Origin of the sequence: Streptomyces sp. NPDC018610, from assembly GCF_044391765.1 — a bacterium.
Classification (GTDB): Bacteria; Actinomycetota; Actinomycetes; order Streptomycetales; family Streptomycetaceae; genus Streptomyces.
Genome location: NZ_JBISAL010000007.1, coordinates 67056 through 85689 on the forward strand (window position 1 = coordinate 67056; position 18634 = coordinate 85689).

Below are 18634 nucleotides of genomic sequence, written 5' to 3' on the forward strand. Positions count from 1 at the left end.
AGCGGTGGTGCGCCTCAGTGCTTGGCGGGCAGGAAGCCCACCTTCTCGTACGCCTGGGAGAGGGTCTCCGCGGCGACCGTGCGCGCCTTCTCCGCGCCCTTGGCCAGGATCGAGTCCAGCGTCTCCGGGTCGTCCAGGTACTGCTGGGTCTGCTCCCGGAACGGCGTCACGAACTCGACCATGATCTCGGCGAGATCCGTCTTGAGCGCACCGTAGCCCTTGCCCGCGTACTTCTCCTCCAGTTCGCCGATACCGGCGCCGGTGAGGGTGGAGTAGATGGTGAGGAGGTTGCTGACGCCGGCCTTGGTCTGCGGGTCGTAGCGGATGACGGTGTCGGTGTCGGTGACCGCGCTCCTGACCTTCTTCGCGGTGGCCTTCGGGTCGTCCAGCAGGTTGATGAGGCCCTTCGGCGTGGACGCCGACTTGCTCATCTTGGCCGTCGGCTCCTGCAGGTCGTAGATCTTGGCCGTCTCCTTGAGGATGTACGCCCGGGGGACGGTGAAGGTCTCGCCGTAGCGGCCGTTGAAGCGCTCGGCCAGGTCGCGGGTCAGCTCGATGTGCTGGCGCTGGTCCTCGCCGACCGGGACCTCGTGGGCCTGGTAGAGCAGGATGTCGGCGACCTGGAGGATCGGGTACGTGAACAGTCCGACGGAGGTGCGGTCGGCGCCCTGCTTGGCGGACTTGTCCTTGAACTGGGTCATGCGGCCGGCCTCGCCGAAGCCGGTGAGGCAGTTCATGACCCAGGCGAGCTGGGCGTGCTCGGGCACGTGGCTCTGCACGAACAGCGTGCAGCGGTCCGGGTCCAGTCCTGCGGCCAGCAGCTGGGCGGCGGCCACCCGGGTGTTGGCGCGCAGTTCCGCCGGGTCCTGCGTGACCGTGATCGCGTGCAGGTCGGCGAGCATGTAGAACGCGTCGTGGCTTTCCTGCAGGGCCACCCACTGGCGGACGGCGCCGAGGTAGTTGCCGAGGTGGAACGAGCCTGCGGTGGGCTGGATTCCGGAGAGCACGCGAGGTCGAGAAGCCATGCTCACCATTCTCTCATTGACCGCTCACCCTCAGGGGACGGGTTTGGCGGCGCGGACCGCGCCGGGGGTCCGCCGCGAGGCACCGGGCGCGGACGGGCGCCGCGGCGGCCGGCGAGGCCGGCGCGGGCGGTCCCGGCGGGGCCGACGGTGGGGCGATCCCGGCGGGACCGGCGGTGGGGCGATCCCGGCGGGGTCCGGCGGTCGGTGTCCGGTGGGCGGCGTCCGGTGGGCGGCCGGCGGGATCGCGGCCGGGGTCGGCGGCACGCTGCCCGTGGGCCGGACGCACCGCGCGGCGGCCCGCCGTGGGGGCGGACCGCCGCGCGAGGAGCCACGACAGGAGCCGATCGACCTGTGAGTCCCGCCGGGCCCGGGCCGGTGCCGGGGGCAGGCGGGTGCCGGGCGGGGCGCCCGGCGGGGCGGGTCAGCCGAGGTCGATCTCCGGGTAGAGCGGGAAGCCGGCCACCAGGTCCGTGGCCCGCTGGGAGATCTCGTCCGCGATCTTCGGGTCGAGGACGTGCTGCGCCTTGGAAGGCGCGCCCTTGCTGGTGGTGCCGGGCTCGGTGGTGGTCAGCACGCGGTCGATGAGGCCGGCCACCTCGTCCATCTCGGCGGTGCCGAGACCCCGGGTGGTCAGCGCGGGCGTGCCGACCCGGATGCCGGAGGTGTACCAGGCGCCGTTGGGGTCGGCCGGGATCGCGTTGCGGTTGGTGACGATGCCGGAGTCCAGCAGCGCGGCCTCGGCCTGGCGGCCGGTGAGGCCGTAGGAGGAGGCGACGTCGATGAGGTTGAGGTGGTTGTCCGTGCCGCCGGTGACCAGGGTGGCGCCCCGGCGGGTCAGGCCCTCGGCCAGGGCGCGGGCGTTGTCCACGATCCGCCGGGCGTAGTCCTGGAAGGCGGGCTGCCGGGCCTCGGCGAGGGCGACGGCCTTGGCGGCCATGACGTGCGGGAGCGGACCGCCGAGCACCATCGGGCAGCCGCGGTCGACCTGGTCCTTGAGGGAGTCGTCGCACAGGACCATGCCGCCGCGCGGGCCGCGCAGCGACTTGTGGGTGGTGGTGGTGACGATCTGGGCGTGCGGGACCGGGTCGAAGTCGCCGGTGAGGACCTTGCCGGCGACCAGGCCCGCGAAGTGGGCCATGTCGACCATGAGCGTGGCGCCGACCTCGTCGGCGATCTCGCGCATGATCCGGAAGTTCACCAGGCGGGGGTAGGCCGAGTAGCCCGCCACGATGATCAGCGGCTTGAACTCGCGGGCCTGGGCGCGCAGCGCGTCGTAGTCGATCAGGCCGGTGGCCGGGTCGGTGCCGTAGGAACGCTGGTCGAACATCTTGCCGGAGATGTTCGGGCGGAAGCCGTGGGTGAGGTGACCGCCGGCGTCCAGGGACATGCCCAGCATGCGCTGGTTGCCGAAGGCCTGGCGCAGCTCCGCCCAGTCCGCCTCGGACAGGTCGTTGATCTGGCGGACGCCGGTCTTCTGGAGGAAGGGGGCCTCGACCCGGTCGGCGAGGACCGCCCAGAAGGCGACGAGGTTGGCGTCGATGCCGGAGTGCGGCTGGACGTAGGCGTGGCGGGCGCCGAAGAGCTCCTTGGCGTGCTCGGCGGCGAGCGACTCGACGGTGTCGACGTTGCGGCAGCCGGCGTAGAAGCGGCGGCCGACGGTGCCCTCGGCGTACTTGTCGCTGAACCAGTTGCCCATCGCGAGCAGCGTGGCCGGAGAGGCGTAGTTCTCCGAGGCGATCAGCTTGAGCATCTCGCGCTGGTCGGCGACCTCCTGGCCGATGGCGTCGGCGACGCGCGGCTCCACGGCGCGGATCACGTCGAGGGCGGCGCGGAAGGCGGTGGACTCGGTGGAGAGGGGCGCGGACATGGCAGGGACCTCCGGACGTGCGTTCGGCGTTCACGGTACGGCCCAGGCGCACGGCACTAGTTTCCCGCTCAGGCCGCTCCCCGATGGTCCATCCCATCCCAGCGCGCCAGTCACGGCCTGCCCGCCAGCCTACCGGGCGGTGCACGGCGGACGGCGCGGCGTCCACCATACGAGCGCGTGGCGGGTCGTCCCTGTGCTGTCGATCGGGGTGTCGCCGGTCGGGCGGGGCGGCCTCGGCGACCGCCCACCGGCCGGCCCCGGTGGGCGGAGTCGTACGCCGCCGGGCCGTCGCCCGGCCGGTGCCGTGTTCCGGAGGATCGCGGTGTCACAGGATCACGGTTGCAGAGGGTCACGGTCTTGGAGGGTCACGGTTTCAGAGGATCACGTGCGGGACGAAGCGCGCGTACTCGTCGGTGATCAGGCCGGCCGACTCGCGGATGCCGAGGCCCGCCGGCTCGTCCTCCACGACCCAGGCGCCGAGGACGACGTGGTTGCCGTCGAAGGCGGGCAGCGGGGCGAGGGCCTGGTAGCAGCAGGGTTCGTCGCGCGGGACGGGCGCGGATCCCGGTTCGTGCACGGTCACGCCCGCGCCTTCCCGGCCGAGCAGCGGTTTGGCGACGTAGCCGGGGCCGGCCGCCAGGTCGCGCGGACCGTCCAGGTGGGCGGGCAGCAGGTTGGGGTGGCCGGGGTACAGCTCCCAGAGGATCGCCAGCAGCGCCTTGTTGCTGAGCAGCATCTTCCAGGCGGGTTCGATCCACAGGGTGGAGCCGGTGCCGCCGCCGTTGTCGAGGGTGTCCAGGACGTGGCCGGCGAAGCGGTCGGTGGTCAGCCACTCCCAGGGGTAGAGCTTGAAGATCGCCCGGATGAACTGGAGGCCGTTGTCGACGAACCGGCCGGAGAGCGGGTCCCAGCCGATCTCCTCCATGGATGTCCAGTCGGTGTCCAGCCCCGCCTGCTCGGCGGTCTCCTTGAGGTAGGCGACCGTCATCAGGTCCTCGCCGAGCTCGTCGTCGGCGGAGTGCGCGAAGTGCAGCGGGCTGCCCGGCGGCAGGAGGCCGGCCTGCTTGCCCCAGGCGGCGACCAGGCGTTCGTGCAGGGAGTTCCACTGGTCGGCGCCCGGGAAGCGGTCCTGCATCCAGAACCACTGGGGCGAGGCCGCCTCGACGAGGGAGGTCGGGGTGTCGGCGTTGTACTCCAGCATCCTGGCCGGTCCCGTGCCGTCGTAGCGCAGATCGAACCGGCCGTAGACGGTGGGGAGTTCGGCACGCCGGTGCCATGCCTCGGCGACGGCCGCGGCGACGCGCGGGTCGGTGATGCCGAGGTCGGCGAACCTGCCGGTGGCGACGATGTGGTCGGCCGCCGCCAGGCACATCTGGTGCAGTTCCTCGACGGTCTCCTCCAGCGCCTCGACCTCGGGGAGCGAGAAGACGTAGTACGCGCTCTCGTCCCAGTAGGGCCGCAGGGAGTCGTCGGGGTGCCGGGTGAGGGGATAGATGAGCCCCTGGGACTCGACGGTCCGCTGCCAGTCGGGGCGGGGCGTGATCGTACGGCGTTCCATCGCGGCGTCAGCCGCCGGACTTGCCGTGGCCGCTGCCGAAGCCTCCCCGGTCCACGCCGCCGTGGCCGCCGGACCCGCCGGATCCGCTGGAGCTCTTGTGCGGCTTGGTGAGGGAACCGCCGTCGATCCAGCCGCTCTTCTTCTTGCCGCCGTAGTACCAGACGCCGTTGACGGAGGTCTTGGTCGTGCCGGTGCTCTTGCAGTACTTGTCGGAGACGACCTTGTAGCCCTTGGTGAGGTTGTAGCTGTTGCGGTCGACGCACCGCTTGTCCGGGTCGGAGGAACAGGCGGTGAGCGCCGCCGCGAGCAGTCCCATGCCACCGAGTACGACCGTGGCCGACCGAAGTTGTCGCCGCGCGTCCGCCATATCCGCTTCTCCCCGTCGTGATCGACCGCCGGCCGCCTGGATGTGGCCGGTTTCCGGCCGTCAGCCTAGAGAACGGCGCGGACGACCGCCCAGGGGGCCCCTGGATCGGCCGCCGTCCCGGCACGGTCCGGGCTGGAGGCCCTAGAGTCGCTGCGTGCTCTTGGGAATGGTGTGCGCGCTCGGCGCGGCGGTGTGTTTCGGTACGGCGACGGTGCTCCAGGCGGTCGCCGCCCGGGCGGCCGCCGGTCCCGAGGGGGATGCGGGCGGGGACGCGGCGCTGCTGCTGCGGGCGCTGCGGCAGTGGCGGTACGTGGCGGGTCTGGGCCTGGACGGGCTCGGTTTCCTGCTCCAGGTCGTGGCGCTGCGCTCGCTGCCGATCTACGCGGTCGGCGCGGCCCTGGCGTCGAGTCTCGCGGTGACGGCGGTGGCCGCGGCACGGCTGCTGCGGGTGCGGCTGAGCGGCACGGAGTGGGCCGCCGTGGGAGTCGTGTGCGCCGGCCTGGCCATGCTGGGCCTCGCCTCGGGGGCCGAGGGGCACGAGGGCGGTTCCGCCGCGCTGAGGTGGGTGATGCTGGGCGCGGCGCTGGCCGTGCTGGCGCTGGGCGCGGTGGCCGGCCGCCTCCCGGAGCGCGGCCGGGCCCTGCTGCTCGGACTGGGCGCGGGTTTCGGGTTCGGCGTGGTCGAGGTGACGGTACGGCTGGTGGATTCGCTCAGCCCGGCGAAGCTGCTGGCCGATCCGGCGGCGTACGCCCTGGTGCTGGGCGGCGGCGCGGCGTTCCTCCTGCTCACCTCGGCCCTCCAGCGCGGCTCGGTCACGACGGCGACCGCGGGCATGGTGATCGGCGAGACGCTCGGCCCGGCGGCGGTCGGCGTGGTGTGGCTGGGCGACCGCACCCGGGACGGCCTGGCCTGGCTCGCGGTGCTGGGCTTCGCGGTGGCGGTGGCCGGAGCGCTGGCGCTGGCCCGGTTCGGGGAGGCGCCGGCCGAGGAGGACCCGGCCGTGAGCGCCCCGGCCGAGAGGACGCCCGCAGGGGACGCACGGTGAGGTGAGGGGCCGGGCGGTGCGGTGAAGGGCCGCGCGGTGCGAGGGCGCGGCGGCGCCCTGTTCCCGGCCCGGCCCGCGCCGGAGCGGGCCCGCGGGCCGGGTCGCGTGCGGTGCGGGCCGCGAGCGGTCGGGCGCCCCCGGCCGGCCCCTTCCCTAGGGCAGCACCCGGCACAGCGCGTCCAGGGCACCGGGCCAGGCGTGGTCCGCCGGGGTGCCGTAGCCGACGACCAGGGCGTCCACGGCGGTGGCGGTGGCCTGTCGGTGGCGGAAGCGGGCGAGGCCGTAGAGGGCGAGGCCCTGCCAGGCCGCCGCCTGGACCACGGTCGGTTCGGCGCCGGGCGGCAGCCGCAGGACGGCGTGCAGGCCGGCCGCGATGCCGGTGGCGCGGACGTCGGGGGCGCGGGTGGCGAGCGCCTCGACCAGGGCGTCCCGGCGGCGCCGGTAGCGCAGCCGGGCGGAGCGCACATGGCGGTCGTAGGCGCCGGAGGTGATGAACTCCGCCAGCGTCAGCTGGTCCAGCACCCCGCAGGTCTCCGTGGCGCCCTTGGCCTCGGCGGCCTCCCGGGCCAGGGACGGCGGCAGCGCCATCCAGGCCAGGCGCAGCCCGGGCGCCAGGGACTTGCTCGCCGTGCCCAGGTACACCACGTGGTCGGGTTCGAGTCCCTGGAGCGCGCCGATCGGCTGGCGGTCGTAGCGGAACTCGCCGTCGTAGTCGTCCTCCAGGATCAGGCCGCCGGTGCGCCGGGCCCAGTCGGCGACGGCCGCGCGCCGGTCGGGCCGCAGCGGCACGCCGATCGGGAACTGGTGCGAGGGGGTCAGCAGGACCGCCCCGACGTCCTCGACGCCGCCGGTGACGGTGCCCCGTTCGTCGAAGGGCAGGGGGCGGGTGCGCAGTCCGGCCCGGGCCAGCAGGTCCCAGTGCACGTCGAGTCCGTACGACTCGACGGCGACGGTGGTCGCGCCGCGGCGGCGCAGCACCTCGGCGAGGATCCGCAGGCCGTGCGCGAAGCCCGAACAGACCAGCACGTGATCCGGGTCGGTGCGCACGCCGCGGGCGCGGGCGAGGTAGCCGGCGAGGGCGGCGCGCAGTTCGGGGCGGCCGCGCGGGTCGCCGTAGCCGAGGGCGTGGTGGGGGGCCGCGGTCAGGGCCCGGCGGGCGGCCCTGAGCCATTCGGCGCGGGGGAAGGAGGACAGGTCGGGGACGCCGGTGCGCAGGTCGTGGCGGGGCCGGGGCTCCGCGCGGCGCGGGCGGGAGGAGCTGCCGGGCGCCACCGCCGTCCGCCCCGCACGGGGGTACGGCGCGGTGGGCGCCCCGGCGGCGACCCGGGTGCCGGAGCCCTGGCGGGCGGTCAGCCAGCCCTCGGCGACCAGATCGGCGTAGGCGTCGGCGACGGTGTTGCGGGCGACGCCGAGGTCGACGGCGAGGGACCGGGAGGAGGGCAGCCGGGTGCCGGGCGCGAGGCGGCCGGTGCGCACCGCCTCGCGCAACGCGTCGGTCAGCCCCCGGCGCACGCCGGGACCGGCCGGTTCCAGATGCAGGTCGACGCCCAAAGTGGCCCACGATTCCGCCATGGGAATGGACCATACTCCTGGGACGCTTCGCCCCTAGGGTCGAAGCGTGACTACGACGACGAACACGACGACGGGCGCCGAGTACGCGCCCGAGCAGGCCCCCCGGATGGAGTGGGCCAAGCACGCCCCCGAGGTGTACAAGGCGATGATCCGTCTGGACACCGCCGCCAAGCAGGGCCTGGACGCACGGCTGTACGAGCTGGTGAAGATCCGCGCCTCGCAGCTCAACCACTGCGCCTTCTGCCTCGACATGCACACCAAGGACGCGCTCGCGGCCGGCGAGAGCGTGGAGCGGATCGTGCAGCTCAGCGCCTGGGAGGAGTCGCGGCACTTCTACACGGAGAAGGAGCTCGCGGCGATCGAGCTGACCGAGGCGGTCACCGTCCTGACCGACGGCTTCGTCCCGGACGAGGTCTACGACCGGGCCGCGAAGCTGTTCGAGGAGGCCGAGCTGGCCCAACTGATCGCCGCGATCACGGTGATCAACGCGTGGAACCGGTTCGGCGTGACCACCCGGATGACGCCGGGCCACTATCGGCCGGGGCGGCACGCGTGAGCCGTTCGCAGCTGCTGGACCAGAAGGTGTTCCAGGCGATGCAGGCGGTCAGCGCGGCCGCCAAGAAGGGGCTCGGCGACCCGGTCCTCGCCGAGCTGGTCATGATCCGGGCCTCGCAGATCAACCACTGCGCCTTCTGCCTCGACATGCACCTCGGCATCGCCCGGCAGAACGGCGAGTCGCAGGACCGCATCCAGCTGCTCGACGCATGGGAGGAGGCCGAGGGTCTCTACACCGAGCGGGAACGGGCCGCCCTCGCCCTGACCGAGGCGGTCACCGTCCTGACCGACGGCTTCGTCCCGGACGAGGTATACGACCGGGCCGCGAAACTGTTCGAGGAGGCCGAGCTGGCCCATCTGGTCTCGCTGATCACCGTCATCAACGGCTGGAACCGGCTCATGGTCACCCGCCGCGTCCCGCCGGGAGGAGGGCAGTCGTGAGCGGGGCCGAGACGTTCCGCGCCCTGCACCACGGGCGGGCGCCGGGCGATCCCCTGGTGCTGCCCGGCCCGTGGGACGCGGCGAGCGCCCGGGTGTTCGCCGAGGCCGGGTTCCCGGCGCTGGCGACGCCGAGCGCCGGGGTGGCCGCCTCCCTCGGGTACGCCGACGGATCGACTCCGCCGCGGGAGATGTTCGCGGCCGTGGCGCGGATCGCCCGGGCGGTGGACGTGCCGGTGTCGGCGGACGTCGAGGACGGGTACGGGCTGGCGCCGAAGGAGCTGGTGGAACGGCTGCTGGAGGCCGGGGTCGTGGGCTGCAACCTCGAGGACTCGCACGGGGGCGTCCTGAAGGACCTGCGGCGGCAGGCGGACTTCCTCGCCGAGGTCCGCGCGGCGGCAGGCGACCGGCTCTTCGTCAACGCCCGAGTCGACACGTTCGTGCACGGGGACGGCGGCCCCGGCCGCGCGGCCGGACAGGCCGTCGAACGGACCGTCGAGCGGGCCGTGGCGTACGTGGCGGCGGGCGCGGACTGCGTGTATCCCCTCCTCGCCCCGGCGGACGCGCTGCCGGCGCTGCGGGCCGGCGTCCCGGGTCCGCTGAACGCGCTGGCCCTCCCCGCCGGCGGCCCTTCGCCGGCCGAGCTCGGCGCACTCGGGGCGACCCGGATCACCTTCGGTCCGGGGCTCCAGCGGCGCGCGGCGGCGGCACTGCGGGAGATCGCCGACGGCCTGGCCGGGTAGGCGCCGCGCGCCGGCGGCCGCCACGCGACCGGCCGTCATGCGCGGGCCTGGGCGGGCCGGTCCGGGGCGGCTCTGGGCAACTTCGGCCATCTGGGGCCGGGCGACACGGGGGATCGTCCGCCCTGGGGCCGCTCAGAGGACCGCCCGCTCCCGGGACCGTCCGCGCCGCGACCGTCGACGCGGGATCACCCGCCCCGGGCCCGGGACCACTGGGCCATCACCTCCCGGAAGCACTGGCGCAGCCAGGCGTGCGCCGGGTCGGCGTCGTGGCGGGGGTGCCAGGCCAGGCCCAGCCCGAGCACGGGCAGTTCGAGCGGGACCTCGAAGGTGGCCAGGTCCAGCGCGGCGGCCAGCGGCAGCCCCCAGGACATGATCAGTCCGACCAGGTCCGAGTCACGGATCACGAACAGCGAGGCGGGGAAGGTCCCGACGGCGCCCGCCACCCGCCGGGTCAGGCCCAGCCGGGCGAGGGCCGTGTCGACGGGGCCGTGCAGCCGGCCGCGCCGGGACACGGACAGGTGCTCGGCCGCCGCGTACCGCTCGGGGGTGAGCTCGCCGGTGAGCAGCGGGTGCCCGGACCGTACGACGCCCACCATCCGGTCCTCGTACAGGCGCTCGGTGCGCACCTCGGGCGAGGTCGTGTCGATCACCCCGACCTCCAGGTCGGCGGTCCCCTGCCGCAGGAACGGCGCGTCGACGTGGCTCTCCCCGAGGAAGCGGATCCGGATGCCGGGCGCCTCCTGAGCGGCCCGGTCGAACAGCGCCGCGCCGCAGGAGGCGGGCACGGCGTCGTGGCACAGCACGGTGAACGTGCGGGTGACCGTGCGCAGATCGCTGTCCCGGCCGGGTGTGAAGAGGGCGCGGGCGCGTTCCACCACCGCGCTCACCTCGGCGCGTACGGCCAGCGCGTGCGGGGTCGGCACCATGCGCCGGCCCGCGCGCACCAGCACCGGGTCGCCGAGCGCCTTGCGGATCCGGCCCAGGGTGCGGCTCATCGCCGGTTCGGACAGGTGCATCCGGCGCGCGGCGCCCTGGACGCTCCGCTCCTCCAGCAGGACGTCGAGGGCGAGCAGCAGGTTGAGGTCGACCCCGGTGGGCGCCGGGGTCCCGGCCGGGTCCGCGGATTGCGTCACGCGCATTCGTCCCTTGCGAAGGTTGCACTGGAGTGCGGTCGGCCTCCGAGCCTACGGTGACAGGGCATCCCCCACCACACCGGTCTCCCTGGAGGAGCCATGCCCTCGCCTGCCCGAAACTCCGGCCCCCGCGCCGGCGTCCCCGCCGTCGCCCCGGCCGAGGCTCCCGTCGCCGGCCCCGCCCCGGACTCCCCCGGCACCGCCGGCCCGGGCGCGCCGAAGCGCTCCACCCTGCTGGCCCTGTGCGCCTGCGTCCTGGTCGCACAGAGCATGGTCGCCGCCATCAACCTGCTGATCCCGCAGCTGACTTCGTCGTCGCTGCACCCCACGCACAGCGACATCCTGTGGACGGTCGACGCCTACGTCATCGCCTTCGCCGGGCTGCTCATCCCGGCCGGCGCCCTCGGTGACCGGCACGGCCGCAAGGGCGCGCTGCTCGCCGGTCTCGCCCTGTTCGCCGCGGGCGCCGCCACCAGCGCGCTCGCGACCGGGCCCGCGCTGCTCATCGCGGGCCGGGGCCTGTCCGGGGCCGGCGCCGCGCTGATCACACCGGCTACGCTGTCGATCCTGGTGCACCTCAGCACGCCCGAGCACCGTGCCCGCGCGCTGGCCTCCTGGACCCTGGCCATCGGCCTGGGCGGCCTCGCGGGCAACCTCGGCGGCGGCCTGATCGGCCAGTTCCTGTCCTGGCGCGCCCTGTTCGCCGTCATGGTCCCGCTGGCCGCCGCGCTCGCCGCGGCCGTCGCCGTCGCCGTTCCCCGCACCGGACGCACGGCGCGCGCCCACCCCGACCCGCTCGGCACCGTGCTGCTCACCGCGGGCCTGGTCGCCGTCCTCTTCGGCATCATCGAGGGTCCGTCGTACGGCTGGGGCTCGCCCCGTATCGTCGCCGCGTTCGCGGTCGGCGCGCTGCTCGTGGCCGTCTTCGCCCGGCACGCCCTGCGCTCGCCCGCGCCGCTGTTCGACCCGCGTGTCTTCGCCCGGCCCCGGCTGCGCGCCGCCGCCCTCGGCACGGCCACCGGCTTCTTCGGCCTGTTCGCCCTGTTCTACGTCAACTCCCAGTACCTCCAGGGCGTCAAGGGGTACGGCGCCGCTCTCACCGGCGTGGCGATCGTGCCGCTCACCGTCGGCATGGCGCTGGTGCCGAAGCTGGCGGCGCGCTGGTCGGACCGTCCGCGTCCGGTGATCGGCGGCGGTCTGGCCCTGATCGGCCTCGGGCTGCTCGGCGCGTCCACCGCCGACGCGGGCACGCCGTACGCGGTGTACGCCTGCTGGCTGCTGGTCATCTCCGCCGGCACCGGGCTCAGCATGCCCGCGCTCACCGTCGGCGTGGTCACCTCGCTGCCCCCGCACCAGGCGGGGCTGGGCTCCGGACTCGGCACCTCGGCACGCGAACTCGGCGCGGCCCTGGGCGTCGCCGTCACCGGCACGGTCCTGTCCACCCACGCCGCCCGCCCCGGCCGGCACGGCCTCCTCGACGGCATGGCGCCCACGCTGCGCGTCGTCGCCCTGCTGGTCCTCGTGGCGACGGCGGTGGTGGTCGCCGGCTACGGCCGCGACGGCGGACGCGGACGGGACGCGTCCTGAGCACCGCCGGCGTCACCCGCACCACCCGCGCCTCCCGGACCACCCGCGCGGAAAAGGCCACGGGCCCCGTTCCGGAGAAGACCGGAAGGGGGCCCGTGGTGCGGGCTCGTGCTCCTGACGGGCACGAGCCGGGCGTACCGCTGTGACGGTGCGTCGAACTCAGATGAGGCCGAGAGAGCGGACCGCGTCGCGCTCCTCGACGAGCTCCTGCACGGAGGCGTCGATGCGGGCGCGGGAGAAGTCGTTGATCTCCAGGCCCTGGACGATCTCGTACTTGCCGTCCTTGGTGGTGACGGGGAAGGAGGAGATCAGGCCCTCCGGGACGCCGTAGGAGCCGTCCGACGGGATGCCCATGGAGACCCAGTCGCCCTCGGCGGTGCCGTTGACCCAGGTGTACACGTGGTCGATGGCCGCGTTGGCGGCGGAGGCGGCCGACGAGGCGCCGCGGGCCTCGATGATGGCCGCGCCGCGCTTGGCGACGGTCGGGATGAAGTCCTCGGCCAGCCACTTCTCGTCGTTGACGACCTCGGCGGCGTTCTTGCCGGCGACCGTGGCGTGGAAGATGTCCGGGTACTGGGTGGCGGAGTGGTTGCCCCAGATGGTCAGGCGCTTGATGTCGGCGACCGTCGTGCCCGTCTTCTTCGCGAGCTGGGTCAGCGCGCGGTTGTGGTCGAGACGGGTCATGGCGGTGAAGCGCTCGGCCGGTACGTCCGGGGCGGCGGCCTGGGCGATGAGCGCGTTGGTGTTCGCCGGGTTGCCGACGACCAGGACCTTGACGTCGTCCGCGGCGTGGTCGTTGATGGCCTTGCCCTGCGGCTTGAAGATGCCGCCGTTGGCCTCCAGGAGGTCACCGCGCTCCATGCCCTTGGTGCGCGGGCGGGCGCCCACGAGGAGGGCGACGTTCGTGCCGTCGAAGGCGACGTTCGGGTCGTCGGTGATGTCGATGCCCTGCAGGAGCGGGAACGCGCAGTCGTCCAGCTCCATCGCGGTGCCCTCGGCGGCCTTGAGCGCCGGGGTGATCTCCAGGAGGCGCAGCTTGACCGGCACGTCCGCGCCGAGCAGCTGGCCGGAGGCGATGCGGAAGAGCAGGGCGTAACCGATCTGGCCGGCCGCGCCGGTGACGGTGACGTTCACGGGAGTGCGGGTCATGGCGTTCTCCGTATGACAGCTGGCGGTGGGGCGTCCCTGCCCCGGGAAGCTGGATCCTCTTGTCCGGTTCGTGGCCGTGTGCCGCCGCGATGATCGATCAAAGGTACGGATGATCGATCTCTTGGCGTCAAGAGAGATCCACCGGTCAGGCTATCGCGACTGGGGGATCACGCACCGCCCGGACCATGTGGCCCGTCCCACAGAGTGACGGGGTGGCGGCAAGTGGCGGGCACAGGTGGCGGCCGCCCGTCCAGGAGAGGTGGGACGAGGGCGGCCGCCGTACGGGGGTTGCCGGAGCAACCTGACTCCCGTGGGGGGTGTCCGTCTGCCCCGAACCGGGGAGCTCATGCGCGCCCTACGCCGAATCTTTTCCGGCTGCCCCGCATCTCACGTCGTACACCCCTGACGGCCCGACGCCGCGAGCGTCACGCACGCCGTCGCCCGGGCCGCGTCCGGCACGGCCACCATCGGCGTGTACGCGATGGTGTCCCCGGCGGCGTCGACGGTGTCGGTCTCCGTGCGTGTGCCGGCCGTGAACCGGACCTGGTCGCCCGGAGCCGCCTGAGTGATCCGGCCCCAGGCCGCGCCGCAGCGCTCGCTGAAGCGGACCTCGACGAGCGTGGTGCCGACGGTGACGCTGCGGGCCGTGGTCCCCAGCGCGCCGCTGCACCCCATCGCCTCGGCGTCCTTGCCGGTGCAGCCGGCGCCGACGCACTTCACCCCCGGCGGCAGCCTCACGGCCGTACGGGCGGACGGGGACGGCGACCCGCCCGCGCGCCCGGCCTTCCCGTCGCTGCCGCCCCCGGTGAGGTGGAAGACGGCCGCGATCACGACGAGCGTCGCGACCAGCCCCGCGAGGAACATCGTCACCTGCTGCCTGAACCCACCGCCGCCGGCGGCACCGGCGGCTCCCGGCTCCTCCGGTGGCGCGCCGTGGACGACGGGCGGGGCGCTCGCGCCGTCGGGGACCGGGAAGGGCGCGCCGCCGTACGGGTGCGAGGTGCCCATGACGTTCGGGCGCGGGACGCCGGTGGCGTACGGGGACGGGGTGCCGTCGCCCGGTGTGCGCGGGGTCGCCGAGGGGGCGGCGACACCGGCGGGACCGGGGGCCCCCGCGATACCGGACGCCTGGGCCGTGCTCCTTCCGCCCACCGGGGAGGGCCCCCGGTACCCGGCCAGCCGCCACGAGTTGCCGCCCGACGAGACCGCCGGACCGGAACCGGAGCCGGAACCGGAATCCGCATCGGACACGGAAGTGGAATCGGCACCCGACGGTGCGTCGGGGACGGATGCCGGTGCGGCGCCGGGCCGCGCGTCGGCGGGAGCTGACGCTTCGGCACGGGGTTCGGTCCCCGGACCCGACGCGTCGGTGCGGGGCCGGTCCCGCACCGGACGCTCGCGCCCCGCTCCCTCGCGCGCGTCCGCGTCGGACACCGTCGGCTGTACCGGCACCGTGGGCGACACGCCCGCCGGGCCCGCGCCCGCGGGAACCGGCCGGACGGGCGCCGCGCCGTCGCCTTCGTCGGCGCCGTCGGTCCTGCCGCCCTGACCCGCCTCGCGCGCGTCGCCCGCCTTGCCGTCGCCGCCGGCCCTGCCGCCGCTCGCCTTGCCGCCGCCCTGGGAGCCGTCGCGCGGCTCGCCGTCGGCGTCCCGCTCGCCGCCGGTCAGCTCCGTTCCGGGCGCCGCCGCGCCGAACTCCCCCAGCGCGGCACGTGCCTGGGCCATCCGGATGGCCTCCATGGTCCGGTCGTGACGCAGTTCGGAGCGGCTCCAGGCCCGCTCGGCGAGCTCCCACACCGCGGTGAGGTGGCCGGGGTTGGCGCCGGTGACCTCGGCGAGGGCGACGACCGCTCCCTTGGGCGCCAGCAGACGGCCCCCCAGATACCGGTCCCAGGAGGTCCTGCTGTAGCCCGTGCGGTCGGCGAGCGCCGCGACGCTCAGGCCACTGCGGTCCACGAGCCGCCGCAACTGGGTCGCGAACTCCTTGACCTGCGGATCGAGTTCCTCGGGCAAGGCCTTCCAACGAGGCATCGCTGCTTCACCCTCTCCCCCGGTTCGTGCCGGCTGTTCCCCGGGCTCGGTGCCCGTCGCGGCCCAGGACACGTGCCGTCGCGCTGATTGTCCAAGCTAGCCCGGTTGCCGGACGGCTCCGCCGCGGACCCCTATTTTGTCAACACATCGACACTGAGTACGCCCGGACGTCGGCCCGTTCGCCACACGGGTGCGCGGTTCGGTTCCGGTCAACCGAGGAGGACCGCGCTCACCACGGCCGTCAGCAGGACCACGGCGAGCAGCGCGACGGCGTACAGCAGGAGACGCCCGCCCGGTGCCGCGCGCGGCGGCTCCGGCGGCCGGTCCCACCAGGGAACGGTGGGGACCTCCTCGTACGGCTCGTGTTCCTCGCCCCGCTCGCCGCGCCGTTCCGGCCCCGGGCGCGCGTCACGCTCCGCATCCCCGTCGGACTCCCCGCGCTCCCCCTGCTCCCGGCCCTCCGCACGCCCCGCGCCCTCTTCACACCGGGCTCCCTCCGCACGCCCCGCTTCCTCTTCGCGGACCGCTTCCTCTTCGTGGACCGCTCCCTCTTCGTGGACCGCGTCCGTTCCCCCCTCGCGGTCCGTCTGCCCTCCTCTGGGCCAGGCCTTGACCGCCATCTCCCAGCGCACGGCGTGCCGTTCGGCGTCCGCGCCGGACAGACCCGCGACCCGGCACAGCGCGGCGACCGCCTGCGCCGGCGGCGGCTGGGTGGCGTTGAGGTAGCGCTGCCAGGAGGACTTGCTGTAGGCGGTGCGCGCACCGAGCGCGACGAGACTGAGGCCGGTTCCGTCCTTGAGGAGCCGCAGTTGCTCCGTGAAGTGCCGCACCTCCGGCGGCAGATCGTCCGGCAGCGCCTGCCAGGCCCCCATCGTTCCCCTCCCGGAGTCCCTCGCGTTGCCCTCACGGCGAGTGACGACGGCGGCGACGGAACGGTTCCCGCACCGGTCGGGCCGCCCTTGTGGCAGAGCGCGGACACCGTAGCGGAACGGTCACTTCCGTGCCACAGCGCCCGGACAGCCGTTGAACAGGGCGTTCTCCGTGCAGGAAGGTTGGTCCCGGCGGCGGCCCGTCCTTGCTCGGGGGAGAGGACGGGCCGCCGTCACGGCGAGGACCGGCGGTCGCGACGGGAAGCCGGCTCGGGACGGGAAGCCGGCTCGCGACGGGAACTAGCTGTTGCGCACGGTGAAGTGCAGCGCGTCGTCCAGGAACGGTATCTCCAGCCACGGCTTGGGCTGGGCCATCAGCGCGAGCAGCACGATGGCGACGCCGAGGACGCCGTAGGTGACGATGTCCGTGAAGCGGGAGCGGACGGCGAGCATGCCGACGCGGGGCAGCAGCCAGCGCAGCACGGCGCCGCCCAGCAGCGCGGCGCCGATCAGCAGCAGCCCGACGCGGAAGGCGTCGAAGGCGGTCACCAGCAGGCCGAGGCCGACGGCTATCAGCACGGACAGCAGCGGCCACTGCCGGGCGGGCGCCGGGGCGCCGCCGGCCGCGGCCCGGCCGCCGCCCTCGGGGCGTGCCGTGTCCCTGGTGAACAGCGGGAAGCGGCGCGTGGTCCGGCGCGGCCGTCCCTCGGCGTCCGGTGCGCTGACCGCGTCCCGTACCTCGATCTCCGGCTCCCCGGAGGTCTCCTCGGTGGCCCGGTCCCTGCGGGGTCCGCCCGGCTCAGCCGACACTGCGCTCCGCCGCCTCGACCACGTTGACCAGCAGCTGGGCCCGGGTCATCGGGCCGACGCCGCCGGGGTTCGGGGAGATCCAGCCGGCCACCTCGGCCACGTCCGGGTGGACGTCGCCGACGATCCTGCCCTCGGCGTTGCGCGAGACGCCGACGTCGAGGACGGCCGCGCCGGGCTTGACGTCCTCGGCGCGGATCAGGTGCGGGGAGCCGGCCGCGGCGACGACGATGTCGGCCCGCTTGAGGTGGGCGGACAGGTCGCGGGTGCCGGTGTGGCACTGGGTGACCGTGGCGTTCTCACTGCGGCGGGTCAGCAGCAGCGGCATCGGGCGGCCGATGGTCACGCCGCGGCCGACCACCACGACCTCGGCGCCCTTGATCTCCACGCCGTAGCGGCGCAGCAGGGTCAGTACGCCGTTGGGGGTGCAGGGCAGCGGAGCCGGCTCGCCCAGGACCAGGCGGCCGAGATTCATCGGGTGCAGGCCGTCGGCGTCCTTGTCGGGGTCCATCAGTTCGAGGATGCGGTTCTCGTCGATGCCCTTGGGCAGCGGCAGTTGGACGATGTAACCGGTGCAGGTCGGGTCCTCGTTCAGCTCGCGGACGACCGCCTCGATCTCCTCCTGGGAGGCGGTGGCCGGCAGCTCGCGCTGGATGGAGGCGATGCCGACCTCGGCGCAGTCGCGGTGCTTGCCCGCGACGTACTTGCGGCTGCCGGGGTCGTCACCGACCAGGATCGTGCCGAGGCCGGGCGTGACGCCCTTCTCCTTCAGCGCCGCCACGCGGGCGGTCAGATCGGACTTGATCGCGGCTGCGGTGGCCTTGCCATCGAGAATCTGGGCGGTCATGTCCCCATCCTCGCGGATGACCCGGCGCCTGTTCCAATCCGGGGGGCCGCTTCGGGCCCGGCCCCTGATCCCCCCTCCCGCCTTGGTGATCGACGATGTTGCACTTGCACAACACATACGGAATGCGGCTGGACAAGTAAGGGTTCGGTCAAGAACGATGAACGGCACAGTGCCGCGGGCAGCTCATCGGGGGGACGGGCCGCATTCTGTGGAACTCTCCTCCGTGCGGTGCCGCGCGTCGTCCCCGCGCTTGATCTACGGAGGAAACACCGCCATGAGTCACGGCGACCCCAACAACCCGTACGGCCCGCCGCAGCAGCCGCAGCAGCCCGGGTACGCCTACCCCCAGCAGGGCCAGCAGCCCGGCTACGGCTACCCGCAGGCCCCGCCCGTGCAGCAGCCGTACGGCGGCGTGCCGCAGACGATGCCCGGGACCGTCAGCGGAGCCCGGGCCATGATGTGGGTGATCGTCGGCCTTCAGGTGGTCGGCGCGGCGCTCTTCGCCCTCGGGGCCATAGGCCTGAACGCCGCGAAGAACGACGACACCCTGAAGGACGACTCGGCCTTCCAGCAGCTCGTGGACTACTCGACCGGCAAGCTGTGGGCGCTCGTGGTGTTCGCGATCGCGTGGGGTGTGTTCGCGGCCGTGCTGGCCACGAAGTTCAACTCGGGCGGCAACGGCGTCCGCGTCACCCTCATGGTCTTCGCCATCATCACCGCGGTCCTCGGTCTGTACCCGTTCACCATCATCGGCATCGTCCACCTGGTGCTCGCCATCCTGATCGCCTGCTTCGTCGGCGGCTCCAAGGGCAAGGAGTGGTTCAACCGCCCACGCTACTAGGACCTGTCCGACACGTCCCCGTCGTTCGCCCGTACGCCGCGAGGCAGGCGGGAATTCGTCAGGCAGGCCCTGGGACGGAGCCCCGAACTCGCTCCGCGCCGTTCGCGCCCAGGCCGTGACCCGCTTGTCCACAGGCGGGGCACGGCCCTTGTGCGTCCCCCTAATCTGGAATCCGTAGCCGTACAGGCACGGGGAGACGC

Annotated in this window: 17 protein-coding genes and 1 riboswitch; of the genes, 6 read left to right on the forward strand and 11 right to left on the reverse strand. The window is 74.0% G+C overall.

Features of this window, described 5'->3' with window-relative positions; all coding sequences use genetic code 11:
- Nucleotides 1–14: 14 nt before the first annotated feature.
- The 4 genes from trpS to ACH5A8_RS18915 form a co-directional block, all read right to left on the reverse strand.
- A complete protein-coding gene (gene trpS, locus ACH5A8_RS18900; RefSeq protein WP_399003321.1) occupies nt 15–1025 on the reverse strand; it encodes a tryptophan--tRNA ligase in 1011 nt (336 codons plus the stop codon).
- Between the two features lie 421 nt (nt 1026–1446).
- Entirely contained in the window at nt 1447–2892 is a 1446-nt protein-coding gene (locus ACH5A8_RS18905; RefSeq protein ID WP_399003323.1) for a glycine hydroxymethyltransferase, read from the reverse strand.
- 33 nt (nt 2893–2925) lie between these two features.
- Nucleotides 2926–3016, reverse strand: a riboswitch (ZMP/ZTP riboswitch).
- 249 nt (nt 3017–3265) lie between these two features.
- Nucleotides 3266–4450, reverse strand: coding sequence for a glutathionylspermidine synthase family protein (locus ACH5A8_RS18910; protein WP_399003325.1), 1185 nt, complete (start codon nt 4448–4450; stop codon nt 3266–3268).
- 7 nt (nt 4451–4457) lie between these two features.
- Nucleotides 4458–4817, reverse strand: a complete 360-nt coding sequence (locus ACH5A8_RS18915; protein ID WP_399003327.1) for a hypothetical protein — start codon at nt 4815–4817, stop codon at nt 4458–4460.
- 166 nt (nt 4818–4983) lie between these two features.
- Between ACH5A8_RS18915 and ACH5A8_RS18920 the strand changes: the two genes are divergently transcribed.
- Nucleotides 4984–5862 (forward strand): hypothetical protein, encoded by an 879-nt coding sequence (locus ACH5A8_RS18920; RefSeq protein ID WP_399003937.1) that lies wholly within the window; start codon nt 4984–4986, stop codon nt 5860–5862.
- A gap of 153 nt (nt 5863–6015) precedes the next feature.
- Here ACH5A8_RS18920 and ACH5A8_RS18925 read toward each other — a convergent pair whose 3' ends face one another.
- A complete protein-coding gene (locus ACH5A8_RS18925; protein ID WP_399003329.1) occupies nt 6016–7434 on the reverse strand; it encodes a PLP-dependent aminotransferase family protein in 1419 nt (472 codons plus the stop codon).
- A gap of 106 nt (nt 7435–7540) precedes the next feature.
- Here ACH5A8_RS18925 and ACH5A8_RS18930 point away from each other — a divergent pair, with 106 nt between their 5' ends.
- From ACH5A8_RS18930 to ACH5A8_RS18940, 3 genes are read left to right on the forward strand one after another with little or no spacing between them, the layout of a single operon-like run.
- Nucleotides 7541–7990: a carboxymuconolactone decarboxylase family protein gene (locus tag ACH5A8_RS18930; RefSeq protein ID WP_399003939.1), complete on the forward strand. Its 450-nt coding sequence runs from the start codon at nt 7541–7543 to the stop codon at nt 7988–7990.
- Nucleotides 7987–8430 (forward strand): carboxymuconolactone decarboxylase family protein, encoded by a 444-nt coding sequence (locus ACH5A8_RS18935; protein ID WP_399003331.1) that lies wholly within the window; start codon nt 7987–7989, stop codon nt 8428–8430. Before ACH5A8_RS18930 ends, ACH5A8_RS18935 begins: the two co-directional genes overlap by 4 nt.
- Nucleotides 8427–9170 (forward strand): isocitrate lyase/phosphoenolpyruvate mutase family protein, encoded by a 744-nt coding sequence (locus tag ACH5A8_RS18940; protein ID WP_399003333.1) that lies wholly within the window; start codon nt 8427–8429, stop codon nt 9168–9170. Before ACH5A8_RS18935 ends, ACH5A8_RS18940 begins: the two co-directional genes overlap by 4 nt.
- 185 nt (nt 9171–9355) lie before the next feature.
- Here ACH5A8_RS18940 and ACH5A8_RS18945 read toward each other — a convergent pair whose 3' ends face one another.
- Nucleotides 9356–10309, reverse strand: a complete 954-nt coding sequence (locus ACH5A8_RS18945; RefSeq protein ID WP_399003334.1) for a LysR family transcriptional regulator — start codon at nt 10307–10309, stop codon at nt 9356–9358.
- A 93-nt stretch (nt 10310–10402) separates the two neighbouring features.
- On the opposite strand from ACH5A8_RS18945, the gene ACH5A8_RS18950 reads away from it, so the two are divergent.
- Nucleotides 10403–11890 carry an MFS transporter gene (locus ACH5A8_RS18950; protein WP_399003336.1) on the forward strand — a complete coding sequence of 496 codons (1488 nt, stop codon included), beginning with the start codon at nt 10403–10405 and terminating at the stop codon, nt 11888–11890.
- A 159-nt stretch (nt 11891–12049) separates the two neighbouring features.
- On the opposite strand, the gene ACH5A8_RS18955 is transcribed toward ACH5A8_RS18950, so the two are convergent.
- From ACH5A8_RS18955 to ACH5A8_RS18975, 5 genes are all read right to left on the reverse strand, one after another.
- Nucleotides 12050–13039, reverse strand: a complete 990-nt coding sequence (locus ACH5A8_RS18955) for a malate dehydrogenase (RefSeq protein ID WP_399003338.1) — start codon at nt 13037–13039, stop codon at nt 12050–12052.
- Nucleotides 13040–13426: 387 nt separating this feature from the next.
- Complete coding sequence (locus ACH5A8_RS18960) at nt 13427–15070, reverse strand: helix-turn-helix domain-containing protein (RefSeq protein WP_399003340.1); 1644 nt, start codon at nt 15068–15070, stop codon at nt 13427–13429.
- A 209-nt stretch (nt 15071–15279) separates the two neighbouring features.
- Nucleotides 15280–15942 (reverse strand): helix-turn-helix domain-containing protein, encoded by a 663-nt coding sequence (locus ACH5A8_RS18965; RefSeq protein WP_399003342.1) that lies wholly within the window; start codon nt 15940–15942, stop codon nt 15280–15282.
- A 297-nt stretch (nt 15943–16239) separates the two neighbouring features.
- Complete coding sequence (locus ACH5A8_RS18970; RefSeq protein WP_399003941.1) at nt 16240–16683, reverse strand: DUF3017 domain-containing protein; 444 nt, start codon at nt 16681–16683, stop codon at nt 16240–16242.
- Nucleotides 16684–16738: 55 nt separating this feature from the next.
- On the reverse strand, nt 16739–17593 hold the full coding sequence (locus ACH5A8_RS18975) for a bifunctional methylenetetrahydrofolate dehydrogenase/methenyltetrahydrofolate cyclohydrolase (RefSeq protein ID WP_399003344.1): 855 nt from the start codon (nt 17591–17593) through the stop codon (nt 16739–16741).
- A gap of 274 nt (nt 17594–17867) precedes the next feature.
- Here ACH5A8_RS18975 and ACH5A8_RS18980 point away from each other — a divergent pair, with 274 nt between their 5' ends.
- Complete coding sequence (locus ACH5A8_RS18980; protein ID WP_399003346.1) at nt 17868–18434, forward strand: hypothetical protein; 567 nt, start codon at nt 17868–17870, stop codon at nt 18432–18434.
- The last annotated feature ends 200 nt before the right edge of the window (nt 18435–18634 follow it).

Bases quoted from the DNA above. Each gene is read 5' to 3' on its own strand.
- trpS (WP_399003321.1), bottom strand. From the start codon at position 1,025: ATGGCTTCTCGACCTCGCGTGCTCTCCGGAATCCAGCCCACCGCAGGC.
- ACH5A8_RS18905 (WP_399003323.1), bottom strand. From the start codon at position 2,892: ATGTCCGCGCCCCTCTCCACCGAGTCCACCGCCTTCCGCGCCGCCCTC.
- ACH5A8_RS18910 (WP_399003325.1), bottom strand. From the start codon at position 4,450: ATGGAACGCCGTACGATCACGCCCCGCCCCGACTGGCAGCGGACCGTC.
- ACH5A8_RS18915 (WP_399003327.1), bottom strand. From the start codon at position 4,817: ATGGCGGACGCGCGGCGACAACTTCGGTCGGCCACGGTCGTACTCGGT.
- ACH5A8_RS18920 (WP_399003937.1), top strand. From the start codon at position 4,984: ATGGTGTGCGCGCTCGGCGCGGCGGTGTGTTTCGGTACGGCGACGGTG.
- ACH5A8_RS18925 (WP_399003329.1), bottom strand. From the start codon at position 7,434: ATGGCGGAATCGTGGGCCACTTTGGGCGTCGACCTGCATCTGGAACCG.
- ACH5A8_RS18930 (WP_399003939.1), top strand. From the start codon at position 7,541: ATGGAGTGGGCCAAGCACGCCCCCGAGGTGTACAAGGCGATGATCCGT.
- ACH5A8_RS18945 (WP_399003334.1), bottom strand. From the start codon at position 10,309: ATGCGCGTGACGCAATCCGCGGACCCGGCCGGGACCCCGGCGCCCACC.
- ACH5A8_RS18950 (WP_399003336.1), top strand. From the start codon at position 10,403: ATGCCCTCGCCTGCCCGAAACTCCGGCCCCCGCGCCGGCGTCCCCGCC.
- ACH5A8_RS18955 (WP_399003338.1), bottom strand. From the start codon at position 13,039: ATGACCCGCACTCCCGTGAACGTCACCGTCACCGGCGCGGCCGGCCAG.
- ACH5A8_RS18960 (WP_399003340.1), bottom strand. From the start codon at position 15,070: ATGCCTCGTTGGAAGGCCTTGCCCGAGGAACTCGATCCGCAGGTCAAG.
- ACH5A8_RS18965 (WP_399003342.1), bottom strand. From the start codon at position 15,942: ATGGGGGCCTGGCAGGCGCTGCCGGACGATCTGCCGCCGGAGGTGCGG.
- ACH5A8_RS18975 (WP_399003344.1), bottom strand. From the start codon at position 17,593: ATGACCGCCCAGATTCTCGATGGCAAGGCCACCGCAGCCGCGATCAAG.
- ACH5A8_RS18980 (WP_399003346.1), top strand. From the start codon at position 17,868: ATGAGTCACGGCGACCCCAACAACCCGTACGGCCCGCCGCAGCAGCCG.